The 18,663-nt window shown below is 49.3% G+C and carries 18 protein-coding genes; 9 read left to right on the top strand and 9 right to left on the bottom strand.

All coding sequences use genetic code 11. From position 1 onward, the window contains the following. Positions 1-55 precede the first annotated feature (55 nt). Together BMW93_RS10930 and BMW93_RS10935 are read left to right on the top strand one after the other, a co-directional pair. Complete coding sequence (locus BMW93_RS10930; protein WP_229240344.1) at positions 56-208, top strand: hypothetical protein; 153 nt, start codon at positions 56-58, stop codon at positions 206-208. Positions 209-226: 18 nt separating this feature from the next. Then, complete coding sequence (locus BMW93_RS10935) at positions 227-808, top strand: bifunctional 2-polyprenyl-6-hydroxyphenol methylase/3-demethylubiquinol 3-O-methyltransferase UbiG (protein ID WP_090375325.1); 582 nt, start codon at positions 227-229, stop codon at positions 806-808. Between the two features lie 45 nt (positions 809-853). Here BMW93_RS10935 and BMW93_RS10940 read toward each other — a convergent pair whose 3' ends face one another. Next, the gene (locus tag BMW93_RS10940; RefSeq protein WP_143061638.1) at positions 854-1,453 is read right to left on the bottom strand and encodes a hypothetical protein; all 600 of its coding nucleotides are present in this window, start codon (positions 1,451-1,453) and stop codon (positions 854-856) included. Between the two features lie 310 nt (positions 1,454-1,763). On the opposite strand from BMW93_RS10940, the gene BMW93_RS10950 reads away from it, so the two are divergent. Continuing rightward, positions 1,764-2,135: a nucleotidyl transferase AbiEii/AbiGii toxin family protein gene (locus tag BMW93_RS10950; protein WP_229240346.1), complete on the top strand. Its 372-nt coding sequence runs from the start codon at positions 1,764-1,766 to the stop codon at positions 2,133-2,135. Between the two features lie 36 nt (positions 2,136-2,171). Here BMW93_RS10950 and BMW93_RS10955 read toward each other — a convergent pair whose 3' ends face one another. Next, positions 2,172-2,657: a cupin domain-containing protein gene (locus tag BMW93_RS10955; protein WP_090375331.1), complete on the bottom strand. Its 486-nt coding sequence runs from the start codon at positions 2,655-2,657 to the stop codon at positions 2,172-2,174. Positions 2,658-2,754: 97 nt separating this feature from the next. On the opposite strand from BMW93_RS10955, the gene BMW93_RS10960 reads away from it, so the two are divergent. From BMW93_RS10960 to BMW93_RS10980, 5 genes are all read left to right on the top strand, one after another. Beyond that, entirely contained in the window at positions 2,755-3,177 is a 423-nt protein-coding gene (locus BMW93_RS10960) for a MarR family winged helix-turn-helix transcriptional regulator (RefSeq protein ID WP_090375333.1), read from the top strand. 197 nt (positions 3,178-3,374) lie between these two features. Then, positions 3,375-4,619: a hypothetical protein gene (locus tag BMW93_RS10965; RefSeq protein WP_090375335.1), complete on the top strand. Its 1,245-nt coding sequence runs from the start codon at positions 3,375-3,377 to the stop codon at positions 4,617-4,619. Between the two features lie 39 nt (positions 4,620-4,658). Further along, positions 4,659-5,960 (top strand): glycosyltransferase, encoded by a 1,302-nt coding sequence (locus tag BMW93_RS10970; protein WP_090375337.1) that lies wholly within the window; start codon positions 4,659-4,661, stop codon positions 5,958-5,960. 56 nt (positions 5,961-6,016) lie between these two features. Next, the gene (locus BMW93_RS10975) at positions 6,017-7,816 is read left to right on the top strand and encodes a 7TM diverse intracellular signaling domain-containing protein (RefSeq protein ID WP_177194065.1); all 1,800 of its coding nucleotides are present in this window, start codon (positions 6,017-6,019) and stop codon (positions 7,814-7,816) included. Positions 7,817-7,818: 2 nt separating this feature from the next. Beyond that, on the top strand, positions 7,819-8,460 hold the full coding sequence (locus tag BMW93_RS10980; RefSeq protein ID WP_090375340.1) for a response regulator transcription factor: 642 nt from the start codon (positions 7,819-7,821) through the stop codon (positions 8,458-8,460). Between the two features lie 35 nt (positions 8,461-8,495). Here BMW93_RS10980 and BMW93_RS10985 read toward each other — a convergent pair whose 3' ends face one another. From BMW93_RS10985 to BMW93_RS11010, 6 genes are all read right to left on the bottom strand, one after another. Continuing rightward, entirely contained in the window at positions 8,496-8,906 is a 411-nt protein-coding gene (locus BMW93_RS10985) for a nuclear transport factor 2 family protein (RefSeq protein ID WP_090375342.1), read from the bottom strand. Between the two features lie 239 nt (positions 8,907-9,145). Next, entirely contained in the window at positions 9,146-10,804 is a 1,659-nt protein-coding gene (locus tag BMW93_RS10990) for a hypothetical protein (protein WP_090375344.1), read from the bottom strand. A gap of 102 nt (positions 10,805-10,906) precedes the next feature. Then, positions 10,907-11,947, bottom strand: a complete 1,041-nt coding sequence (locus BMW93_RS10995) for an SGNH/GDSL hydrolase family protein (protein WP_229240348.1) — start codon at positions 11,945-11,947, stop codon at positions 10,907-10,909. A 303-nt stretch (positions 11,948-12,250) separates the two neighbouring features. Beyond that, the gene (locus BMW93_RS11000) at positions 12,251-14,638 is read right to left on the bottom strand and encodes an ABC transporter permease (RefSeq protein WP_090375348.1); all 2,388 of its coding nucleotides are present in this window, start codon (positions 14,636-14,638) and stop codon (positions 12,251-12,253) included. Positions 14,639-14,810: 172 nt separating this feature from the next. After that, positions 14,811-16,526 (bottom strand): PQQ-dependent sugar dehydrogenase, encoded by a 1,716-nt coding sequence (locus BMW93_RS11005; protein ID WP_090375350.1) that lies wholly within the window; start codon positions 16,524-16,526, stop codon positions 14,811-14,813. 159 nt (positions 16,527-16,685) lie between these two features. Next, positions 16,686-17,852 (bottom strand): AIR synthase related protein, encoded by a 1,167-nt coding sequence (locus tag BMW93_RS11010; RefSeq protein ID WP_090375352.1) that lies wholly within the window; start codon positions 17,850-17,852, stop codon positions 16,686-16,688. 131 nt (positions 17,853-17,983) lie between these two features. On the opposite strand from BMW93_RS11010, the gene BMW93_RS11015 reads away from it, so the two are divergent. Then, the gene (locus BMW93_RS11015; RefSeq protein ID WP_090375354.1) at positions 17,984-18,502 is read left to right on the top strand and encodes a C40 family peptidase; all 519 of its coding nucleotides are present in this window, start codon (positions 17,984-17,986) and stop codon (positions 18,500-18,502) included. Here the strand turns inward: BMW93_RS11015 and BMW93_RS35685 are convergent. Beyond that, a partial coding sequence (locus tag BMW93_RS35685) for a hypothetical protein (protein WP_218147685.1) occupies positions 18,471-18,663 on the bottom strand: 193 nt, incomplete at its 5' end. The two genes, BMW93_RS11015 and BMW93_RS35685, sit on opposite strands and share 32 nt — an antisense overlap.

The following is an 18,663-nucleotide window of genomic DNA, read 5'->3' on the forward strand; positions in this document are numbered from 1 at the left end:
CGATTTGACAACTGGCATCGAATATGCTTTCTTTACCATCATATCTTAAACGAACATGCCCATCCACGTAGCCATCACCCGCAAAGTCCTCCCCGGAAAAGAAGAAGAGTTCAAAGAAGCGCTTCGCCGTTTTCCGGGAGATTCATTGCTACATGGCGGTGTGCATGGCGCGGCCCGGATGAGCGTTCTGACACATCTCCATCTCTAATCCTAACCCAACCACCCCATGGACAAATCAAACGGATACGAAACCAACGCGACAACATTCATTCGCTGTCGCTCTAAGGGCATCGACGGGGTCGGCGCGCCATCGGTTCGGCACTGGGCAAGGTCGCTACCTCTGAATGCGACAGTGCTGGATGTAGGTTGTGGTACGGGCAACCCTATTTCGCAGGCTTTGGTAGATGAAGGTTTGACCGTTTATGGGATTGACGCGTCACCTTCGATGATTCAGGGCTTCAAGCAGAACTTCCCAGGTATTCCCGTCGCCTGTGAAGCCGCAGAAGATTCCTCATTTTTCAACCGGCAGTTCGATGCCATCATTGCCTGGGGGCTCATGTTCCTTTTGCCGGAAGAAACACAGGAAGTGGTGATTCAAAAAATGGCAAATGCGCTGAACGCTGGCGGGAAACTTTTGTTTACGGCCCCATCTCGAAAAATGAAATGGGAAGATGCCATTACAGAAATAGAATCGGTATCGCTTGGAGCGGAGAGATATAAAGAGTTGCTAACAGCATCGGGGCTATCGCTTATTGAGGAATTTGAAGACGAGGGGGAAAACCATTACTATCATGCAGAAAAGCTTTAAATCTGCTTTTCAGTGACAAGGCTACTCCCTCGCCTTCCATCAATATTAGATATCACCAGACTTTTGCTTCTTTCGTTTTGGAGGTTTACAAGTTTTACAAAAATCCACCAGTTCGCCTATTTCCTTTTTTACCTGCTGATGCAGCAAATCCAGTTTCTCCTGATCTCGCCCAAGATCCGTTTCTTGATGCGCAGTGGTACTGCGGTCAACATATTCCGTTTCCAGTCTGGTAAAAATGGGTTGAAAGAAATTGACATCTGAAAAGGTTCCTTTGTTTTCGTAGAGACCCTGACGGACTTTTCGGGTATATAATTCACACAAGTCGAAGTCGTAACGTGCCAGGGCGAGAAGAGATAATGCTATTTCCTGATTTGGCGCAACAATTAGTCCAGCGCTTCTGTTAAAATTACAAACCGCTTTTGAATTGAAGTTCTTTGTAAACATGAATTCATACGAACTCATATGAAATGAAAAATTCATATGAGCGGGTACCGATAGACTATACATATCCCCTGAACCAATACTTGTTTTTGCTGACTGAAAATCAGACAATTCTAATTGATAATTATCATCCCAATCAATAATATTCTGGCAACTGGCGGAAAGAGAACAAATTAACAAAACGACTAGATAGAGGTATTTCATTTTCGAAATTTGGTAAACTGAGTCCAAATATATTAAACAACGTCATGTAAATTTTTAAGAACTGAGCATCGAGAGAACGTGAAATGTTCTTTTTTAACAAGATAATCGGAATTCTTCCGATTATCTTGTTAAATATGTACATGGACTTATATACGAATGTCACTACCCTATTACAGCTTCGGGATTCGGCAGGTTGAGGTCAGGAAAGACCAGAATGCTTATCGCATCACCGGAGAGAGCTTTGTTTGACAAAATAGTCAACACGGCGGCCTAAAACTTCGTAGCAAAATTGCGGCAGGCGAGTACTTGATTGAAAAAGTGTTTCAGCATTTCCGACCTGTTCGCCGGAAAAATGCATGCATTGCTTTTCAGAAAGTGGAAAGATAATGTAAAGGGACGCGACTGGTACGACATGGAGTGGTACATAAGAAAAGGCTTCCCTTTGAACCTTAAACACTTCACGCTTAGAGCGCAGGACAGCGGTGATTGGGACCAGGAGCATATCAGTGAAGTTGAATTCCGAGAGCTGCTGAATGCGAAAATTGAAATGGTTAATTTCGAGCGGATCAAGGATGATATTCGGAGATTTATACCAAATGCCAGTGTTTTGGATATTTGGAGTCCCCAGTATTTCTATGATCTTGTGTCAAAACTGAAAGTTGATCCCTGGTTATCTCTTTAAAATCGTGGTCAAAATCATAGGCCGCGTTTCATCATCCTAACTCATCTCGACACCATACTCCCGCAGAGAACTCACAAAATGTTCTATCACATGTGCCGGTGGCGGACCTGCCGGGCTTGGCAGCGCAGCGCCATCCGGTGCCGGCGTGCTGTTATCCCAAAACCATTGATCCAATCCGGCCGGACTTAGCCACATCAGCACTTCCGCCTGCTCGGTTTGTATTTCAAACTTATGTGGTACATCTTTTGGAAGGTATACAAACTCCCCTTCGTTGACAGTCAATATCTGATCTCCGACCGTGTAACGGATACTTCCTTTGATAATAAAATACGACTCGCCCTCTCGCGAATGTGTATGTGCGGGCGGCTCCGAGCCACGGTTTACCACAATCCGCATCAGCGCCTGCCGACCTTCCGTTTCGTGGCCCATTGAAAGAAAATTAAATACCGCGCCGGGAATTGCCCGGGTGTTTTCAGCATTCGCTGAGGCTTTAAACCCATTTTTTGATTGCATCGTTTTCATGTTAATTTAATTTTAGTCAGTTTAACTGACCAAAATTAAATAATGTTTTTGAATATTAGTCAGTTTAACTGATTATTTTTGAAAAAATATTTTACACATGTCAGAATCGAATACAGGAGTTTACTTGCGGCAATTATATGATTCATTGGTGACCAACCTTCATCAAGAGCTTGCTTTACAGGGATATGCGGAAATTACACCTTCTCATGGTTTGATTTTTCAGTATCTGGATGAAAAGGGTTCCCGCATAACTTCTCTTGCAAGCCTGGCGGGAATGACAAAGCAGTCCATGAGCGCGTTGGTTTATCAACTGGAAAACCTGGGATACTTAAATCGCACTCCGGATCCGGATGATGGCCGGGCAGCCCTTTTTATCCTGACTCCCAAGGGCGAGCAACTGAAAAAAATAGCCCAAAAAATAAACCGCAGTTTTGAACAACGATGGGAAGAAGCAGTAGGCGTAGAAAATTATTCACTGCTCAGGGAATTACTGCTAAAAATGATTGAATCTGGTTCTTAAGGGCAATCGCACCCATTCAGCAAACCGCTATATACCAAACAGTTACCCCTTCTCAAAACCCATATACTTTCCTGAAATATGAGCATTACTACCTATGAAAATGGGTGGTAACCTCCATTTTATGCGGGTTGTGAGGCTGGTAATTTTGTGATGTCGAAAGACAAAGACACTTTCTTAAATCACAAAATCTATCAGCTATGAAAGCATCTTTCCAATCCATCCTGCGTATATCGCTGGCCGTCCTGATCCTCTCCTGCGAAACAGAAAAAGAATCCGCTACTCCCGGGCCCGGACCTTCCGGGCAGTCTGCCGGGGCGGTAACACCCGTAGGCGTTCCGGAAGGAGCGATCACTACCGCACAAATCGGCCCTGCGGGCGGTGTGATCGCCTCCCCCGACAATCGTATTAGCGTGGTCATCCCTGCCGGTGCTTTGAGTGCTACCCAGGCGTTTTCAGTTCAGAGCATTACCAACAATTGCCCTGCGGGCGAAGGCCAGGCCTTTCGTTTGCTCCCACATGGTGTCAATTTTGCGAAACCTGTCATCGTCACGTTCCGGTACGACCAGAGCGACATCGAGGGTTCAACCCCGGCATTGATGCGTATAGCCAGTCAGAATGAAAAGGGAATCTGGAAATCTCCGCTCACGAAAAGCCTGGACACCACGGCCCGAACTCTATCCGTTGAGACGACGCATTTCAGTGACTGGGCGCTATTCCTGACCATGCAGATTGACCCTGTAAATGTGTTTTTGAATCCGGGCGAAAACGTGCACCTCAGCGGCACCTACATTGCCGGGACGCCGGAAGAGCTGGGTGTCCTGAGCCTGGGACTTCCGGAGGCTATCCCCGCTAACCTCATCGACAAATGGACTTTGGACGGCGAGGGCACTTTAAAGGGCAACAACAATGTCGCAGACTATTCGGCGCCCCAGACAATCCCGGCCACCAACCCAGCTGCCGTCACTTTAATCCTCAACAAACCTGTGAAGAACGGCTCCCAGGAATACAAAGATGTCCGTCTGGTAAGTAACATTTTTGTAGCTCCCGAAGGCCTCTCCGTGCAGATCGATAACGGTGCGTGGCATACGTACACCGCCGGCGTAAACGGCTCGGGCGGACGGTATATGGTGGTTGGGAAAGATGGCGGCGAAAGCGCTTCCGTTAGCTGGAAAGGCGCCCCATCCGGCACATTTCACTGGACGAAAAGCGCCGACGTGGCATTCAATCTTAACAAATCTAAACTGATTTATCAGCAAATCTACGGTAAAGCGCTGAACGTTAGCGGCGGATCTGTACGCGTCGATCAGTCGGACGCAATGTGGGTGACCGGCACCTTCGTCGTTCAACCGGCCGGATGGCTGAATACGGCTACCCAACCCATTTCGATAGGTACTGCGGCCATCAGAGGGGTTTTCCGCGTCAAACGGGTCGGCCAGTTGTGAGCATTTTAGTATTAACCATCATATCAATCCCTATTAGTCATGAAAAAAATACTTTTTGCCAATATGCCTTATGAAGGTCACTTCAATCCACTGACCGGCATTGCCATGCACCTGAAATCGCTCGGCCACGACGTGAGATGGTATTCGGGAAGCATCTTCAAAGAAAAGATCGATCGCCTCTTCATTCCCTACTACCCTTTCAAAAAGGCGCTTGACTTCAATCAGCATAATGTGCACATCCTTTTCCCCGAGCGCGACAAAATCTCCGGGGCAATTGGCAAACTGAAATATGACCTGAAAACGGCATTCATATTAAGATCAACCGAATTCTACGAAGATATCAGCGAGATTAACAATTCCTGGTCATTCGACCTGCTTATCAGCGATATCGCATTCACCGGCATGCCTTTCGTGAAGGAAAAACTGAACAAAAAAGTGGTGTCAATAGGCGTCCTCCCGTTGATCGAAACTTCCCGGGACCTGCCTCCTACCGGACTGGCCATGACGCCTTCCAACAGCTTTTTCGGACGAAGAAAACAAGACCTGCTTCGCTTTTTTGCCGATAAGGTCATATTCAGGGAGGCCGCCAACCTGTTCGCAAAGCTTTTCCGCGAGCATGGACTGGCTCCGGTGAAGGGCAATATTTTCGATGTATTAGGCAAAACAACGGACCTCATTCTCCAAAGCGGCACACCCGGATTCGAATATACCCGCTCCGATCTAAGTAAAAAGGTACGTTTCGTCGGACCATTGCTGCCGTTCACAAAAGGCGGCAAAGGCCTTACCGATCTTGGGGAACAACTTGGAAAATATGGAAAGGTAATCCTGGTGACGCAGGGCACGATGGAAAAAGACCCAGAGAAAATTCTCGTTCCTACGCTTGAAGCATTTAAAGACACCTCCTTGCTGGTGATCGCCACGACGGGCGGGATGGGCACGGTGGAGTTGCAGGCGCGGTATCCGCAGGAGAACATCGTGATCCGCGACTTTATCCCTTTCAATGACATTATGCCGCATTGCGATGTGTACGTCACCAACGGCGGGTATGGCGGTGTGATGCTGGGTATACAAAATCACCTGCCGTTGGTTGCGGCGGGTATTCACGAGGGTAAAAACGAAATCAATGCCAGGATCGGCTATTTTAAGTTAGGGATTGATCTTAAAACTGAATTTCCGACACCTGCACAAATCAGGGCCGGTGTGGAAAAGGTGCTGGCCGACGGTTCCTATAAAAACAATGTAAAAAAACTCAGCCGGGAATTCAAAGATTATAACCCTCATTCGCTTTGTACACAATACATTAATGACCTTCTCGATATCAAAACACCTGAGCTGATATAATGTTACCCGCCGGTCGATTCGTAGTCATTTTATATTTGCTGTCGTCAATGACCGTAATGGGCCAGACAACGGAACCGCCTGTAATCGAGCTCGGTTACGGGCGATCCAACTATGTTATCGGGCGAAATATGCTGGTACTGGAAGACCCTGCAAACACATTGAAGCTTAGCGATGTAGAGGCAAAACCGGAGTTATTTCAGCCAATAACCCAGGAAACCCTGAACGTAGGGCCCAGTGCTTCCACTTTCTGGTTGAAATGGCGCGTGGTTAGCAAAATGCCACGGGAATGGTTTCTGCATGTGAGAGCACCATTTCTAAAACAGGTTGACCTGTATATAGAGACGCGACCTACGTATGACGTAATAATGCAGCACGTCACGAAAGTCGGTTCTGCATTGCCTTATCACGACCGGCCAGTCCTCGTCAATCAGACAATCCTACCGCTGAACCTGGTTAGAAACGATACCGCAACGATCTATCTGCGTGTGCGCAGCAACTCTATCATCCGGGTGCCGCTTGAAATCTCGACCATTCAGCACATCTATGAAAACAGCCAGCAGAATGACGTCGCTCACGGGTTTTATTTCGGATTGATCGCTGCGCTGATCATTTACAATCTGTTCGTTTTTATTTCAATACGGGAGCGTGCTTATCTGTATTACGTATTTTATATCTTCTTCGTAGCATTGAACATCAGTTATATCAAAGGTCATTTCCTCCAATTTATCGCTCCCCATTTCCCTCAGGCCAACCATTCTAATTACACCGGCAGCCTCGCTTTTATATTCGCATTGTTTTTCACTAATTCATTCCTGAACACAAGCTACTATTGCCCGCGGCTGAAAAAATCAGGCTGGCTGATCCTGGTGTCATGCGTCGCGATCATTGCGCTTTCACTTTCCGGCTATTTATTACTGGGCTTTCAGCTTAACTGGGTCACCGTGGGGCTCTTCCTGATCTACTCCAACCTGACAGGTTATGTTGTGCTAAGACAGGGGTTCAAGCCAGCCAGGTATTACCTCATGGGCTTTACTATATTACTGCTCGGCATTTTTATTTTTATGTTAAAGGACATGGCTATTCTCCCGGAGAACTGGTTCACGGAGGGCGCCTATCAGATCGGCTCCGCCCTGGAAGCGATTATCCTTTCCTTCGCGCTGGCCAACAAGCTTAATACGTATAAAAAAGAGAAGGAAGTAACCCAGGCGGAGGCCCTGGCGCAGGCCACGCTTTTTTCGCAGCAGCTGATCGGTTCACAGGAAAGCGAGCGCAAGCGGGTAGCAGCGGAGTTGCACGACAGCCTGGGACAAAGCCTTGGGATGGTCAAAAACAAGGTCCTGATGATCAAAAGAGATGCAGAAAAACCTGAACTGCGCGAAAAACAGGTGAGAGACCTGGAAGAAATGGTCGCGGAAGCCATTCAGGAGGTCCGCAATATTTCCTACAACCTGCGTCCGCTGCATCTGGAACTGCTGGGAATCACGCAATCTTTAAATAGCTTGCTGGAAGACGTCATAGAAACAGGCCTGATCGGGGTGGAAACGGATATTGAGAACTTTGATAACCTGCTCACCAAATCGAATGAGATGAATGTTTTCAGAATCGTCCAGGAGTGTTTTAACAACATTCTCAAACACGCCCACGCCACCGCTGCGCGCATTCACATACACACGGAAGACGCCATGATAACCATACGTATAGAAGACAACGGTGTAGGTATTCAACCTGCCGCAACGGAAAAGGGAGGCTTCGGGATGATCGGAATCCGGGAACGGCTCAATATCCTCAACGGCCGGATCCAGATCCTCGAAAACAAACCGTCCGGTACTATTATCCATATCCAAATTCCGTTCTGACCATGGAAATCAGGTTGCTGATTGCTGACGACCACCCTATATTTTTGAAAGGGCTTAAAGAAGTGATCGAAATGGATGACGATCTGAAAGTGATCGTCAGCGCGAAAAACGGTCAGGAAGCGCTGCTTTCATTTCAATCGCACAGCGTGGATGTCGTCGTGCTGGACATCGACATGCCTCGTATGACCGGATTGGAGGCAGCCGAAAAAATGCTTCAGATCCAACCAGACCTTCCGATCATTATCCTCACGATGCACAAGGAAAAGGCCCCGTTTCTGAAAGCACTCGAAATAGGTGTGCTGGGTTACGTCCTCAAAGAAAACGCCGTTTCAGACATTGTACATGCCATTTACAAGGCCAAGGACGGCGACCTTTACCTGAGCCCGGAAATTTCGGCCTACCTCCTCAAAAAGACATCGACGCTGCAACGACAATCAAAAAACGACCTGAAATCGTTGCTTACGCCCTCTGAAACGCACATTATGAAAATGATCTCTGAGTACAAATCCAGCAAGGAAATCGCCGATGAGCTGTTTATTAGTGAAAAAACAGTGTCCAACCACCGGATGAACATCGCCAAAAAGCTGAATTTGACGGGAAAGAACAGTTTGTTACGGTTTGCTTTGGATCATAGCTGGGAGTGATCTGATAATTTACAAACCAGTCCTAAACATGCCCGTCAAAGACGACGCTCCCCTTCTGTGATTTCCAGGTCGTTGATACTCGCGTATCTTTTTTGCATTAAACCATTCTCGTCGAATTCCCAGTTTTCGTTCCCATACGCCCGGAACCATTGGCCTGCGGCATTGTGATATTCATATTCAAAGCGAACGGCGATCCGGTTGTCGGTGAAGGCCCATAACTCCTTTTTGAGCTTGTAACTTAGCTCCTTCCGCCATTTTTCGGTCAGGAAAGCCACTACTTCGTCACGGCCGTTGATGAAAAGGTTCCTGTTCCGCCATTCCGTATCGACGGTATAAGCTTTTGCCACGCGTTCGGGGTCCTGCGTATTCCAGGCATCTTCCGCAAGCTGAACTTTCAACGCGGCGGTTTCTGCGGTAAAGGGCGGCAATGGGAGTCTTTGTTCCATGAGTGAAAGAGGTATTGTTAATGCAATTCAAAATTAGGAATAATGAGCCGCTGCCAATGGTCCTTTTTAAGGCACTTGTGGCACTTTTGATCATTTAGCATTCTGGCAACCATCGCTTAGCTGTCGCCTTTTAAACTCTTCACCGTGTCGAGCAATGCCGCCCGAGCCGCCTGATAACTCACGATAACGACCATGATCACCAGAAGCCATCTCGAAAAGTCCAGGGCAGCTGGCCCTGGTTACTTAGGCTCACCACCCACCTTCACATGTTTAAACATAAATGCATTATCACTAACCCGCACCGCCTTCCCGCTGGCCGTCGTCACCTTTTTCAAAACAACTTCCTTAGTCTTAACATAAGGATACTTCTCCTGGTAGGATGCATCTTTCATTTCCGGATTGAAATTGGCGAATATCGCAGGGCCCTCATAGTTTTCCGGATGACCGGAATCGTCGATCCGCAGGTTTTCGATCGTAATCCGTTCGGGCATGTAGCAGGTGTAGCCAAAGTCGTGCTGGCCTGAGTATGACCCGCTGATCAGCGCCGCATTTACCGGCTTGCCGTTTGCCGGGACGAACACGCAATTGCGGATCACGACCTCGCCTTGCCAGGTACTGCCGTAGTCGGGGCGCAGGTTCACAATGCTTCTGCCGCGAATGGTGGAGTTCTCGATCAGCAACAGCCCGCTCCCGATCGCATTGATCCCCATATGGCCAAGGGTCGAGTTACGGATGGTGGCATTGGCCACGCCCTGGTGCGCATCGAACCGGGATAGCGTGCAATGGTCGTAAAGCAGGTTTTTGCAGAAATTGGAGCCCAGAATGCCCCAGTAGGTATTGTCGTTAATGTCGTTGATCTGGGTGCAATTCACAAAGGAAACGTTGAGCGCACGATTGGCCGACAGGTCGTAAGTACCCATGGAAACAGGCTTGCCTGCATTGCCGATAGTACTGTAAGTCTTGTGGCCCGTCAGCACGGTGTTTTTCACTGTCACGTAGGAGCAGTCGCCGATATTGATAAAGCCCCCATAAGGCGCGCCGTGGTCACCCTCGCCGGTAATGCGGTGTTCCAGCCCTTCGATCACCACATTCGACCGCCTGATCGCGATGTTGCGGTTGTAATAAGTGTATTTGGATTCCGCTTTGTTGGCAATGGTCGTGAAACGGCCGCCGGTGATTTTCAGCACCTTTTCGTCGATTGGCAGGGCGGTAATGTCTGTGATCTGGTCGAAATCCCAGATAATCGGCGCATTCATATCTACCTTACCGTTTTTATCCACTACAAAAATATCGGTCTGTGACGAACCATTATTTTGGTTAAGCCCAAACCGTATGTACTGTTTTACATTGGAATTCGTGACGGTGATCAGGCAGGGACCGGGCAGGGACGCGTCGATCTTTTCCTGGTTCCTTTTGAGTGAAGTGATTTTTTCCAGTTTAAATGGTTTGAGTCCCGAGCTCACCGTGAAAACGGACGCATTGCGGTTCTGCACCTCGGTATCGTCGATCATGAATGCCGCCTTGCCGAAATCGGTGTTAGTCCCGATGATCGCCGTACGCTCCTTTCCTCCAATGTAATAGGTCGCTCCGTCGTCGGCTTTTACCGGTAGCCCATGGATATTGGCAAAAGCGTGGGCCGCGGCGATCGCGTCGGCGTCGTCGGTTTGGCCATCGCCGCGTGCGCCGAAGCTACCATAGCGCACCACACCGGCAGCCTTAAACTTACGGGCATCCCCGGGCGTTACATTTACCCGCAGTTCACCTTTGTCATTGGTATAAACCCCGGTTTTCGTATTCTCGGAAGTCACCACTATACTTTCGGCCGAACCTGCGTTCTGTGCAAGAGTCAGAAACGGGGGGGTCAACAGAAGCAATATCAGGAGCGTGTATTTAGTCATGAGCGTTGGTTTAGTGGTATTTAAACTCAAAAGACGCCTTCATGAAAAAATACTTTCACACATAAACTACTTAAAATACCCCACTCCCGTCCCCGCCGACGATCAATACTTCAAATCCTTGATTTTTTTAATAATCCTGTTTGCTACAATGCGGTAACCGAAGTTATTGAGGTGTATTTCGTCAGTAAAGTCGGGCGCGCGCATACGGGAAGGAAAATTTCCCCTTTCGATATCCTGCAAGTCTCCGGCGGTCGGTGTAAACCCGATGTCCTTCATCTCTGATTCGGTGGGCGGCGTCATCGGAACGTAAGAATTACGATATAGCAATGCCAGTTCGTCGTTGAGTGCGGTAACCCTGGCATAATTGGTGGTTCCCTTGTATTCGTTAGAGGCCAGCAATATCCCCAAAACCAGGTAGCGCCGGGGTTCTGCAATATAGTTTACCGAGCTTTTGATGGAAGTGAAAATGTCGTCCGTAGACTTCCCCCTCGTTACGTCGTTTCGACCGTACCAGAGAACTTGTGTGGCCGTCCGCATACGAACCGCATCTTCTAGCTCAAAAACGGAATCATCGGGAATCTCGGTTTCGATGGGTGCTCCCGTATTCGCTTCCGCAAGCGGCTGCACGGTGTAGCGTTCCCCCGCTTCGGACGAATACTTACCTGTAATCGTGCTAGGCACGCCTGCAAGCGTACCCTTGCGGGTGTAAACCTTCGAATCCAGTGTGACGGGCAGGAACTCGTTGCTGAGCTTGATGACCGCCACCGGGTTATCGCCGTTGAATTTACGCCCAACCACCGACAGGGTCACGGGAATGCCTCCCTGCCGCACGGCGATCGACGCGGCAAGCTGCCCGTTGACTCCGTCGCTAAATATGGGCCGTTCGGAAAAAGCTTCGCCCACCCATTCCCCTAGCGGTTTGCTGCCGCCGACGCCGACCGTAAGGCTGTCGCCAAAAAATGCGAGCGTTTTGTCGCGGGTATCCTTTTCGGATTTGGAAGGAAAGATTTTGTCGAACAGGTTATCGCACGACGACAGGAGCATTGTGGATATGGCAGCCGCCCCAGATTGACGAAAAAAACGTCTGCGACTCATACTCCCGCCGACGGTCCAGCCGGGATTAATGCGCGGAAATGACTTCATTTTCATGGATCGAACGTAGTAATAAAGGTGCTTACGGGTATACACTATACGTGTGCACACCCATTCTTGCAATAATCGTTCCATTTATACGCGCGCAGTGCCCTCTATATTGTCAGGGAATTTCTACAAGTTTTACTTCAAAAACAATTAGGATTAATTCCAATAATATGGATTAATTCCATTATCTTTGATCATCCAATATTGCCATACATAAATTGGGTTTTAGGGTTGTATAATGATCACATTCCGGAAGTATTGCTTCCGGAATGTTTGCTTTTGGATGTTTGCTTTGAGAAGAACAACCTATTCGGCGCGCAAGCTTTTTACCGGGTTCATCAATGCTGCCTTAATGCTCTGAAAGCTGATGGTTAGTAACGCTACTCCTACCGAAAGTGCCGCAGCCAGCACGAAAACCCAGACCTCGATATCGATTTTATAGGTGTATTCCTTCAAAAACGACTGCATGGCATACCAGGCAGTGGGCGCTGCGATGACGAATGCGATGAGCATCAGTTTCAAAAAGTCGCGCGAGATGAGCTGCACAATGCTGTAAACCGTGGCGCCAAGCACTTTGCGGACGCCTATTTCCTTGGTGCGCTGGGTTACTACAAACGAAACAAGCCCGAAAAGCCCCAACGAGCCGATAAGCACGCCCAGCACGGCGAATATTTGAAGAAAATTGGAAAGCTTGCGTTCGCTTTCGTAGAAGCTTTTGATATCGTCTTCCAGGAATTTAGGTTCGTAATAATTGTTGGGGAACATGGCCTTCCAATGCTCGCCGATGTGCGCGATCGCCTCGGCTTTTTTAGTATTGTCGATCCGGATGCTCGCCAGTTGGAAGTTCCAGCCCGCATACACGTACACGTGCGGCATCAGTTTGGATTTAAGGTCCTCGGAATGATAATCTTTCACTACACCTACCACATTTAGTTTCATTCCCCAGAATTCCATCTGCTGTCCTAAAACCTTTTCCGTATTCCTGAAACCCAGGTCGCGGGCGGCTTTTTCGTTGATCACCACATCGGCAAAATGCGTACCCTTTCTCTCACGCGTAGTATCACTGGCCGTGAGCATCCGACCGGCAAGCAGCGGAATGCGGAAGAAGTGGAAGTAGTTGGTATCGATATGCTGAAGGCGGAAGGTTTCCTCTCCATCAGGCAGGCCCGCATGCTTCATCGTTCCCCACCAGTGGTTTCGCTTGCTCGCCGGGGTCGTCAGGCCGAAAGCGACCTCGCGGATCTCGGGATGCTGTTTCAGCTGCTGCCGGAAACGCTCGCGCAGCACGGAACTCCGGTCGGGCATGTTGACGGTCACAATGCCACTTTTCTCGAACCCGAGGTCTTTTTCATAGAAATACCGGATCTGTTTCATCGCCAGCAAAGTGCAGATCACCAGCACCTGCGCGATCACAAATTGCAAAACCACCAGCGACGACCGCAGCGAAATGCCGCCAGTGGGCAACATCACGCGGTTTTGTAAAGCCTTCACCGGCTGAAAACCCGAGAGGATGAGCGCCGGATACAGCCCCGCCAGCAACGTTACCACCACCACAAGAGCGCCCAGGAAAAGGAATGTGCCGGTATTCCAAACCATAGAACCGTCGATCCGCGTGTTCAGAAGTTCCGAAGAGTAAGCAACCAGCTTCCCGGCCAGCAATACGCCCAGGCAGGTCGCCAGCAATACCAGCAGCCCGGTTTCACCAAAAAACTGGTAGATCAGTTGCTTCCTGCCGCTGCCCAGCACCTTGCGCACAGCCACCTCGCGCCCCCGCTGAATGGCCTGGACGGTAGCGAGGTTGACGAAATTAATGCATGCGATAAATATGAGGAACACGCCGATGCTCGTGAGCGTGTAAAGCATCCATTTGGGCATCGAATAGACGAACGGATCTTTGCTGGTGTCAAAATGCATTTCGGAAAGAGGCTGCAATTCCATCATGGTTACCGTTGTTTCGTCCGACCGGCTTTTAGAGAAGCGGCTAAGCCCGGCACTGATCGGCGCGGGGGAGGCGCCCGGTTTCAGCAATGCAAAGCCCTGGTGCATGGAATCGCCGCCACTGAGCTTATCCTCCTGGGCCAGGTCTGGTTGCATTTTTTTCATCGTTTCCCACGAAATGATCATTTCCATGGGGAATTCGGTGTTAATGGGCAGATTACCGATAATGCCGGTAACGGTCAGATCGGTGCGGTTGTCGTAGCGGAGCCGCTTGCCCATTGCATTGCCTTTGAAGAGTTTCCTGGCAGTTTGTTCGTCGAGTACCACCTGCCCGGGAGCACTGAGCGAGTGCTTCGGATTTCCGGCGATCCAGCGGACATCCAGCATGTCGAACATGGCCGGTTCGGTAAAAAAGATATTGTTCTGGTTAAAAATAGCTGTTCCTACCTGCACCGCCGCGGGGTTCATGCCGTAGAAGTTGGCGGCCGTTTCAATCCCTGGAAATTGTGTTTTTAGTACTTTAATAATAGTTTGATGCACGTGCGACTGCTTTTCTCCAAACTTATCGGTACCCTTGACACGATATATGCGGTCGGCTTTCGCGTGAAAGCGGTCGAAGCTGTATTCAAACCGGACGATCCAGAAAAGTGTAATGGCGACGCCCAGGCCCAACGTAAGGCCGGTCAGGTTGATGGCGGTGTACAACCTGTTCTTTTGCAGGCTCCGGTAGGCAGTTTTGAAGTAGTTGCCGATCATATTTCAAGCAGGTTACATTGAAGGAAACGCGTTCGGGACACATTTCAAAAATAGCCTGCCAACGAAAAGAGGCCGTCGAAAACGGCCTCTATAAGCTGATATTGAAGATGTTAAAAAATCCGGCTGTCCGTAACCGGACAAAATCCGTTCAGCATTGGACATCCTCAAAGCACTACCTCCAAACCAGAACCTTTTGCTGTACAACCCTGTCGTGCCCCGCCATTCGCACTACATAAATACCGGAGGCCGTATTACCGAGCGGGATATTCACCGGCCCGCTCCTGCCGCCGATTTTTTCCGTCAGCACCACCTTCCCGCCAGCATTCACTATTTCTACTGTTTGAAAAGCCTCTTCGACCAACAGGTTCATTTCGTTGCTACTGATCAGCGACGGCCGCACAAAAAGATCTCCCGGGCGCTCGCCGTCGCGGTTTACAGTGATTATTTTGGAATACCTGAAACTCTCGTCGGTATCCGTCATTTTGAGGCGATAGTAAAGATCCCCGTTTTCAACAGTACTGTGTGTGAACGAATACAGGTTCCCCGCAGGCGCATTGGCGCCCTGGATCGAGCCGATAGCTTCAAATTGACGGGCATCGCGGCTGAATTGAATATCGAAAGATTTGAAATCTTTCTCCATGGAAGTCTGCCACGCCAGGCGCACCCCTTCGGCGCTGGGTGCTCCTGTAAAATCAACCAATGTTACGGGTAATGGGTCCTCGGCTTCGATGCGGTAGACCGCAGTAGCGGTTACCGCATAAATTTCGCCCGCCTCGTCTTCCCCGATATCCCGCACGCCGGTGACTGTCGAGGTTTGGTATTCCTTCACGGACCCGTCGGAATTGATTTTATGGATATCGCCTGAAAAGTAGTCCATTCCGATGTAGTATCCCTTCATGACCGGCCAGGCATTTCCCCGGTACACCACGCCGCCAATGACTGAGCGCCCGCGTGCGTTTCCGGTAGGGTAAGTATAGATCGGTTTCACGAAACTCGCCGAATCGGGACATTCGTTTATCGCGATTCCGGGCGTGTAGCCGTTGCCTTCAAAACATCTCCATCCGAAGTTAGCACCCGAAGCATTGCCCGCTGTCCGGAAATTGACTTCTTCAAAACTGCCCTGTCCCACGTCCCCGATCCACATGGCGTATGTTTCGCGGTCGAAACTCCAACGGAACGGGTTCCGTAAGCCCAGTGCATATATGGCGTTTCCAAAGGGATTGCTCGGCGGGATCACATAAGGAAGGCCCGAGCCTATCGGCGGATTAACATCGATACGCAAAATTTTTCCCAATAAGCTGTTAGTGTTTTGCCCGTTGGCATTTGGGTCGTAGCCGGATCCTCCATCGCCCGTCGACAAGTAGAGATAGCCATCCTCGTAGCCAAAATGCAGCTCCCCGCCATTATGGTTGCTCTCGATCGGGTGCGGGATTTTGAGGATTTCAACCCGCGTATTGGCGGGTACGACATTTCCCAAAGGATTGGCCGAAGTATACCGGGCCAATACCAGGTCACCATTCGTGTCGGTGTAATAGGTGTAGATAAATCCATTGACGGAAAAATCCGGATGGAAAGCGACGCTGAGCAAACCACCTTCCCCCGTGGCGTCGACGACCTGTCCGCCGCTGTTCATATTCAGGAATTGGATGGGTGTCGTTAATGCTCCCGGATTGAACACCGTAATTACACCGGAACGCTCCGCGATGAAAATCCGGTTGGAATTGTCACCCGCATGCACGATCTCCATGGCGGAAGTCAGCCCGGTGATAACAGGCGTTGAATTAAGGTACACATCGGGAATTTGAGCGAAAATGCGCGTGGCGGCAAGAATGAAGCAGAATACCAGAGCATGGCCTCGGAGTATCTGATAGTGGTTGATATGTTTCATATTTAACGTAGTTAATAGACAACAAAACTTCTACTATTTATTTAGAAACAATACTACAATTCCCATGCCCGCTGCAATCCCGGAAAGTATGGACAAACAAAAAGCCCCCGGAAGCATAACTACCGGAGGCTCAATATCTTGTGTTGATCAAACAGGCGATCAGTAATAGAATGTGCCGTATTCGCTGCTAATGGTGAGTTTTTTCTCGTCGGAAGCTTCCACACGCCCGATCACCTGCGCGTCGATCCCGAACGATTTCGAGATTTCGATCACACGTGCCGCATAGGTTTCGGGCAGGTAAATTTCCAGCCTGTGCCCCATATTGAACACCTTGTACATCTCCTGCCAGCTGGTGCCGCTTTCTTCCTGAATGAGCCTGAATAATGGTGGTACGGGCAGCAGGTTGTCTTTGATAATGTGAAGGTTATCAACAAAATGTAGAATTTTTGTCTGAGCGCCGCCACTGCAATGTACCATGCCATGGATTTGCGGACGCATTTCGTCGAGCAGCGCTTTCGCTACGGGGGCATATGTACGCGTGGGCGAGAGGATTAGTTTACCTACATTCAAAGGAGCGTCCGCTACTTCGTCAGTCAGTTTTTTACTGCCGCTGTAAACGAGATCCTCGCTCACTTCGGGGTCGAAGCTCTCGGAATATTTGGCCAGGTATTTACCCAGAATATCATGTCTTGCGGAAGTAAGGCCGTTGCTGCCCATGCCGCCGTTGTATTCACTTTCATAAGTAGCCTGTCCGTAGGAAGCAAGGCCCACAATCACGTCGCCCGCCTGGATATTGGCGTTATCCACCACTTCCGAACGCTTCATACGGGCGATTACCGTGCTGTTGACGGTCACCGTGCGCACGAGGTCGCCCACGTCGGCCGTTTCGCCGCCCGTGCTGTAAATCTCGACGCCGTAGCTACGGAGCATATCCAGCACTTCTTCCGCGCCGTTGATCACCTCCGCGATCACTTCACCCGGAATGCGGTTCTTGTTCCGGTCGATTGTTGAGGAATAGAGCATCGGGCCCGTTGCGCCCACGCACAGGAGGTCGTCGGTATTCATCACGATTGCATCCTGAGCAATGCCTTTCCAGACGGAAATATCGCCGGTTTCTTTCCAATACAGGTACGCCAGGGAAGTTTTGGTACCGGCACCGTCGGCGTGCATGATCGTGCAGTACTCCGGATCGCCCGCGAGGGTATCCGGTACTATTTTACAAAAAGCCTTTGGAAAAAGCCCTTTGTCGATCTTTTCGATGGCCTTATGCACATCTTCCTTTGAAGCCGATACACCGCGCTGGAGATAACGGTCGGTAGTTTTCATCTGAGCGTATTAATTAGTAAGCTATCCTGATTCTGCCACAAAAGTACGCAAAAAGGGGGCTTGAACCTTTACTTTCATGAAAGTAGTGGTTAATATTGGCCTTTTAAAGTCCTGAGCCCACTTTCGATTTCATGCATCTTTTGATTCGTTCAGTCATTGTAACAGCCTTTTTATTTGCCGTCAGTTCGTTTACCAACCGTTCTTTCGCACAGGCCCCGAAGTCGCAGGAAGTCGCCGCCGACACGTTGAACCCGATCCAGTCGCTGGTATCGTTCGCCACAACGCATTTACATATCCCCTACCGTTCCGGCGGCTCGTCCAAAAGAGGTTTCGACTGCTCCGGCTTCGTAAGGTATTGTTTCAACCAATGGAACATCACGCTCCCGCATTCCAGTGCCGCGCAAGCAGAGCATGGTGAAACCGTGGAGCTCGACGACGCCAAACCCGGCGATTTGATCTTCTTCAAAGGCAACAGCACCAAAAGCAAACACATCGGGCACGTCGGCATCATTACCGAAGTAGCGCCGGGTTATGTGAAATTCATCCATTCCGCCTGGAAAGGTGGCATCCGGTATGATTTGCTCAATGCGGCTTATTATAGCAAGCGCTTTGTGGCGGTTAAAAGAATGATCCGCCTTGGAACGGAATGAATGAATGATTGAATGATTGAATGATTGAATGATTGAATGATTGAATGATTGAATGATTTTTAATCAAAAAATAAACTTTCTCTTTCTCTTTTGTTCCGTCGACTAAAGTCGGCGGCAAGGGGATTTTTAGCTTATGAATGCTGGCTTGGCTGCGCTTGCCT

The organism is Dyadobacter sp. SG02, assembly GCF_900109045.1.
Classification (GTDB): Bacteria; Bacteroidota; Bacteroidia; order Cytophagales; family Spirosomataceae; genus Dyadobacter.

Coding starts and splice junctions, on each gene's coding strand:
- BMW93_RS10940 (WP_143061638.1), bottom strand. CDS start 1,453: ATGAAATACCTCTATCTAGTCGTTTTGTTAATTTGTTCTCTTTCCGCC.
- BMW93_RS10935 (WP_090375325.1), top strand. CDS start 227: ATGGACAAATCAAACGGATACGAAACCAACGCGACAACATTCATTCGC.
- BMW93_RS11010 (WP_090375352.1), bottom strand. CDS start 17,852: ATGAAAACTACCGACCGTTATCTCCAGCGCGGTGTATCGGCTTCAAAG.
- BMW93_RS10990 (WP_090375344.1), bottom strand. CDS start 10,804: ATGACTAAATACACGCTCCTGATATTGCTTCTGTTGACCCCCCCGTTT.
- BMW93_RS10975 (WP_177194065.1), top strand. CDS start 6,017: ATGGGCCAGACAACGGAACCGCCTGTAATCGAGCTCGGTTACGGGCGA.
- BMW93_RS10985 (WP_090375342.1), bottom strand. CDS start 8,906: ATGGAACAAAGACTCCCATTGCCGCCCTTTACCGCAGAAACCGCCGCG.
- BMW93_RS10970 (WP_090375337.1), top strand. CDS start 4,659: ATGAAAAAAATACTTTTTGCCAATATGCCTTATGAAGGTCACTTCAAT.
- BMW93_RS10960 (WP_090375333.1), top strand. CDS start 2,755: ATGTCAGAATCGAATACAGGAGTTTACTTGCGGCAATTATATGATTCA.
- BMW93_RS11005 (WP_090375350.1), bottom strand. CDS start 16,526: ATGAAACATATCAACCACTATCAGATACTCCGAGGCCATGCTCTGGTA.
- BMW93_RS10955 (WP_090375331.1), bottom strand. CDS start 2,657: ATGAAAACGATGCAATCAAAAAATGGGTTTAAAGCCTCAGCGAATGCT.
- BMW93_RS10930 (WP_229240344.1), top strand. CDS start 56: ATGCCCATCCACGTAGCCATCACCCGCAAAGTCCTCCCCGGAAAAGAA.
- BMW93_RS11015 (WP_090375354.1), top strand. CDS start 17,984: ATGCATCTTTTGATTCGTTCAGTCATTGTAACAGCCTTTTTATTTGCC.
- BMW93_RS10965 (WP_090375335.1), top strand. CDS start 3,375: ATGAAAGCATCTTTCCAATCCATCCTGCGTATATCGCTGGCCGTCCTG.
- BMW93_RS10995 (WP_229240348.1), bottom strand. CDS start 11,947: ATGAAGTCATTTCCGCGCATTAATCCCGGCTGGACCGTCGGCGGGAGT.
- BMW93_RS10980 (WP_090375340.1), top strand. CDS start 7,819: ATGGAAATCAGGTTGCTGATTGCTGACGACCACCCTATATTTTTGAAA.
- BMW93_RS11000 (WP_090375348.1), bottom strand. CDS start 14,638: ATGATCGGCAACTACTTCAAAACTGCCTACCGGAGCCTGCAAAAGAAC.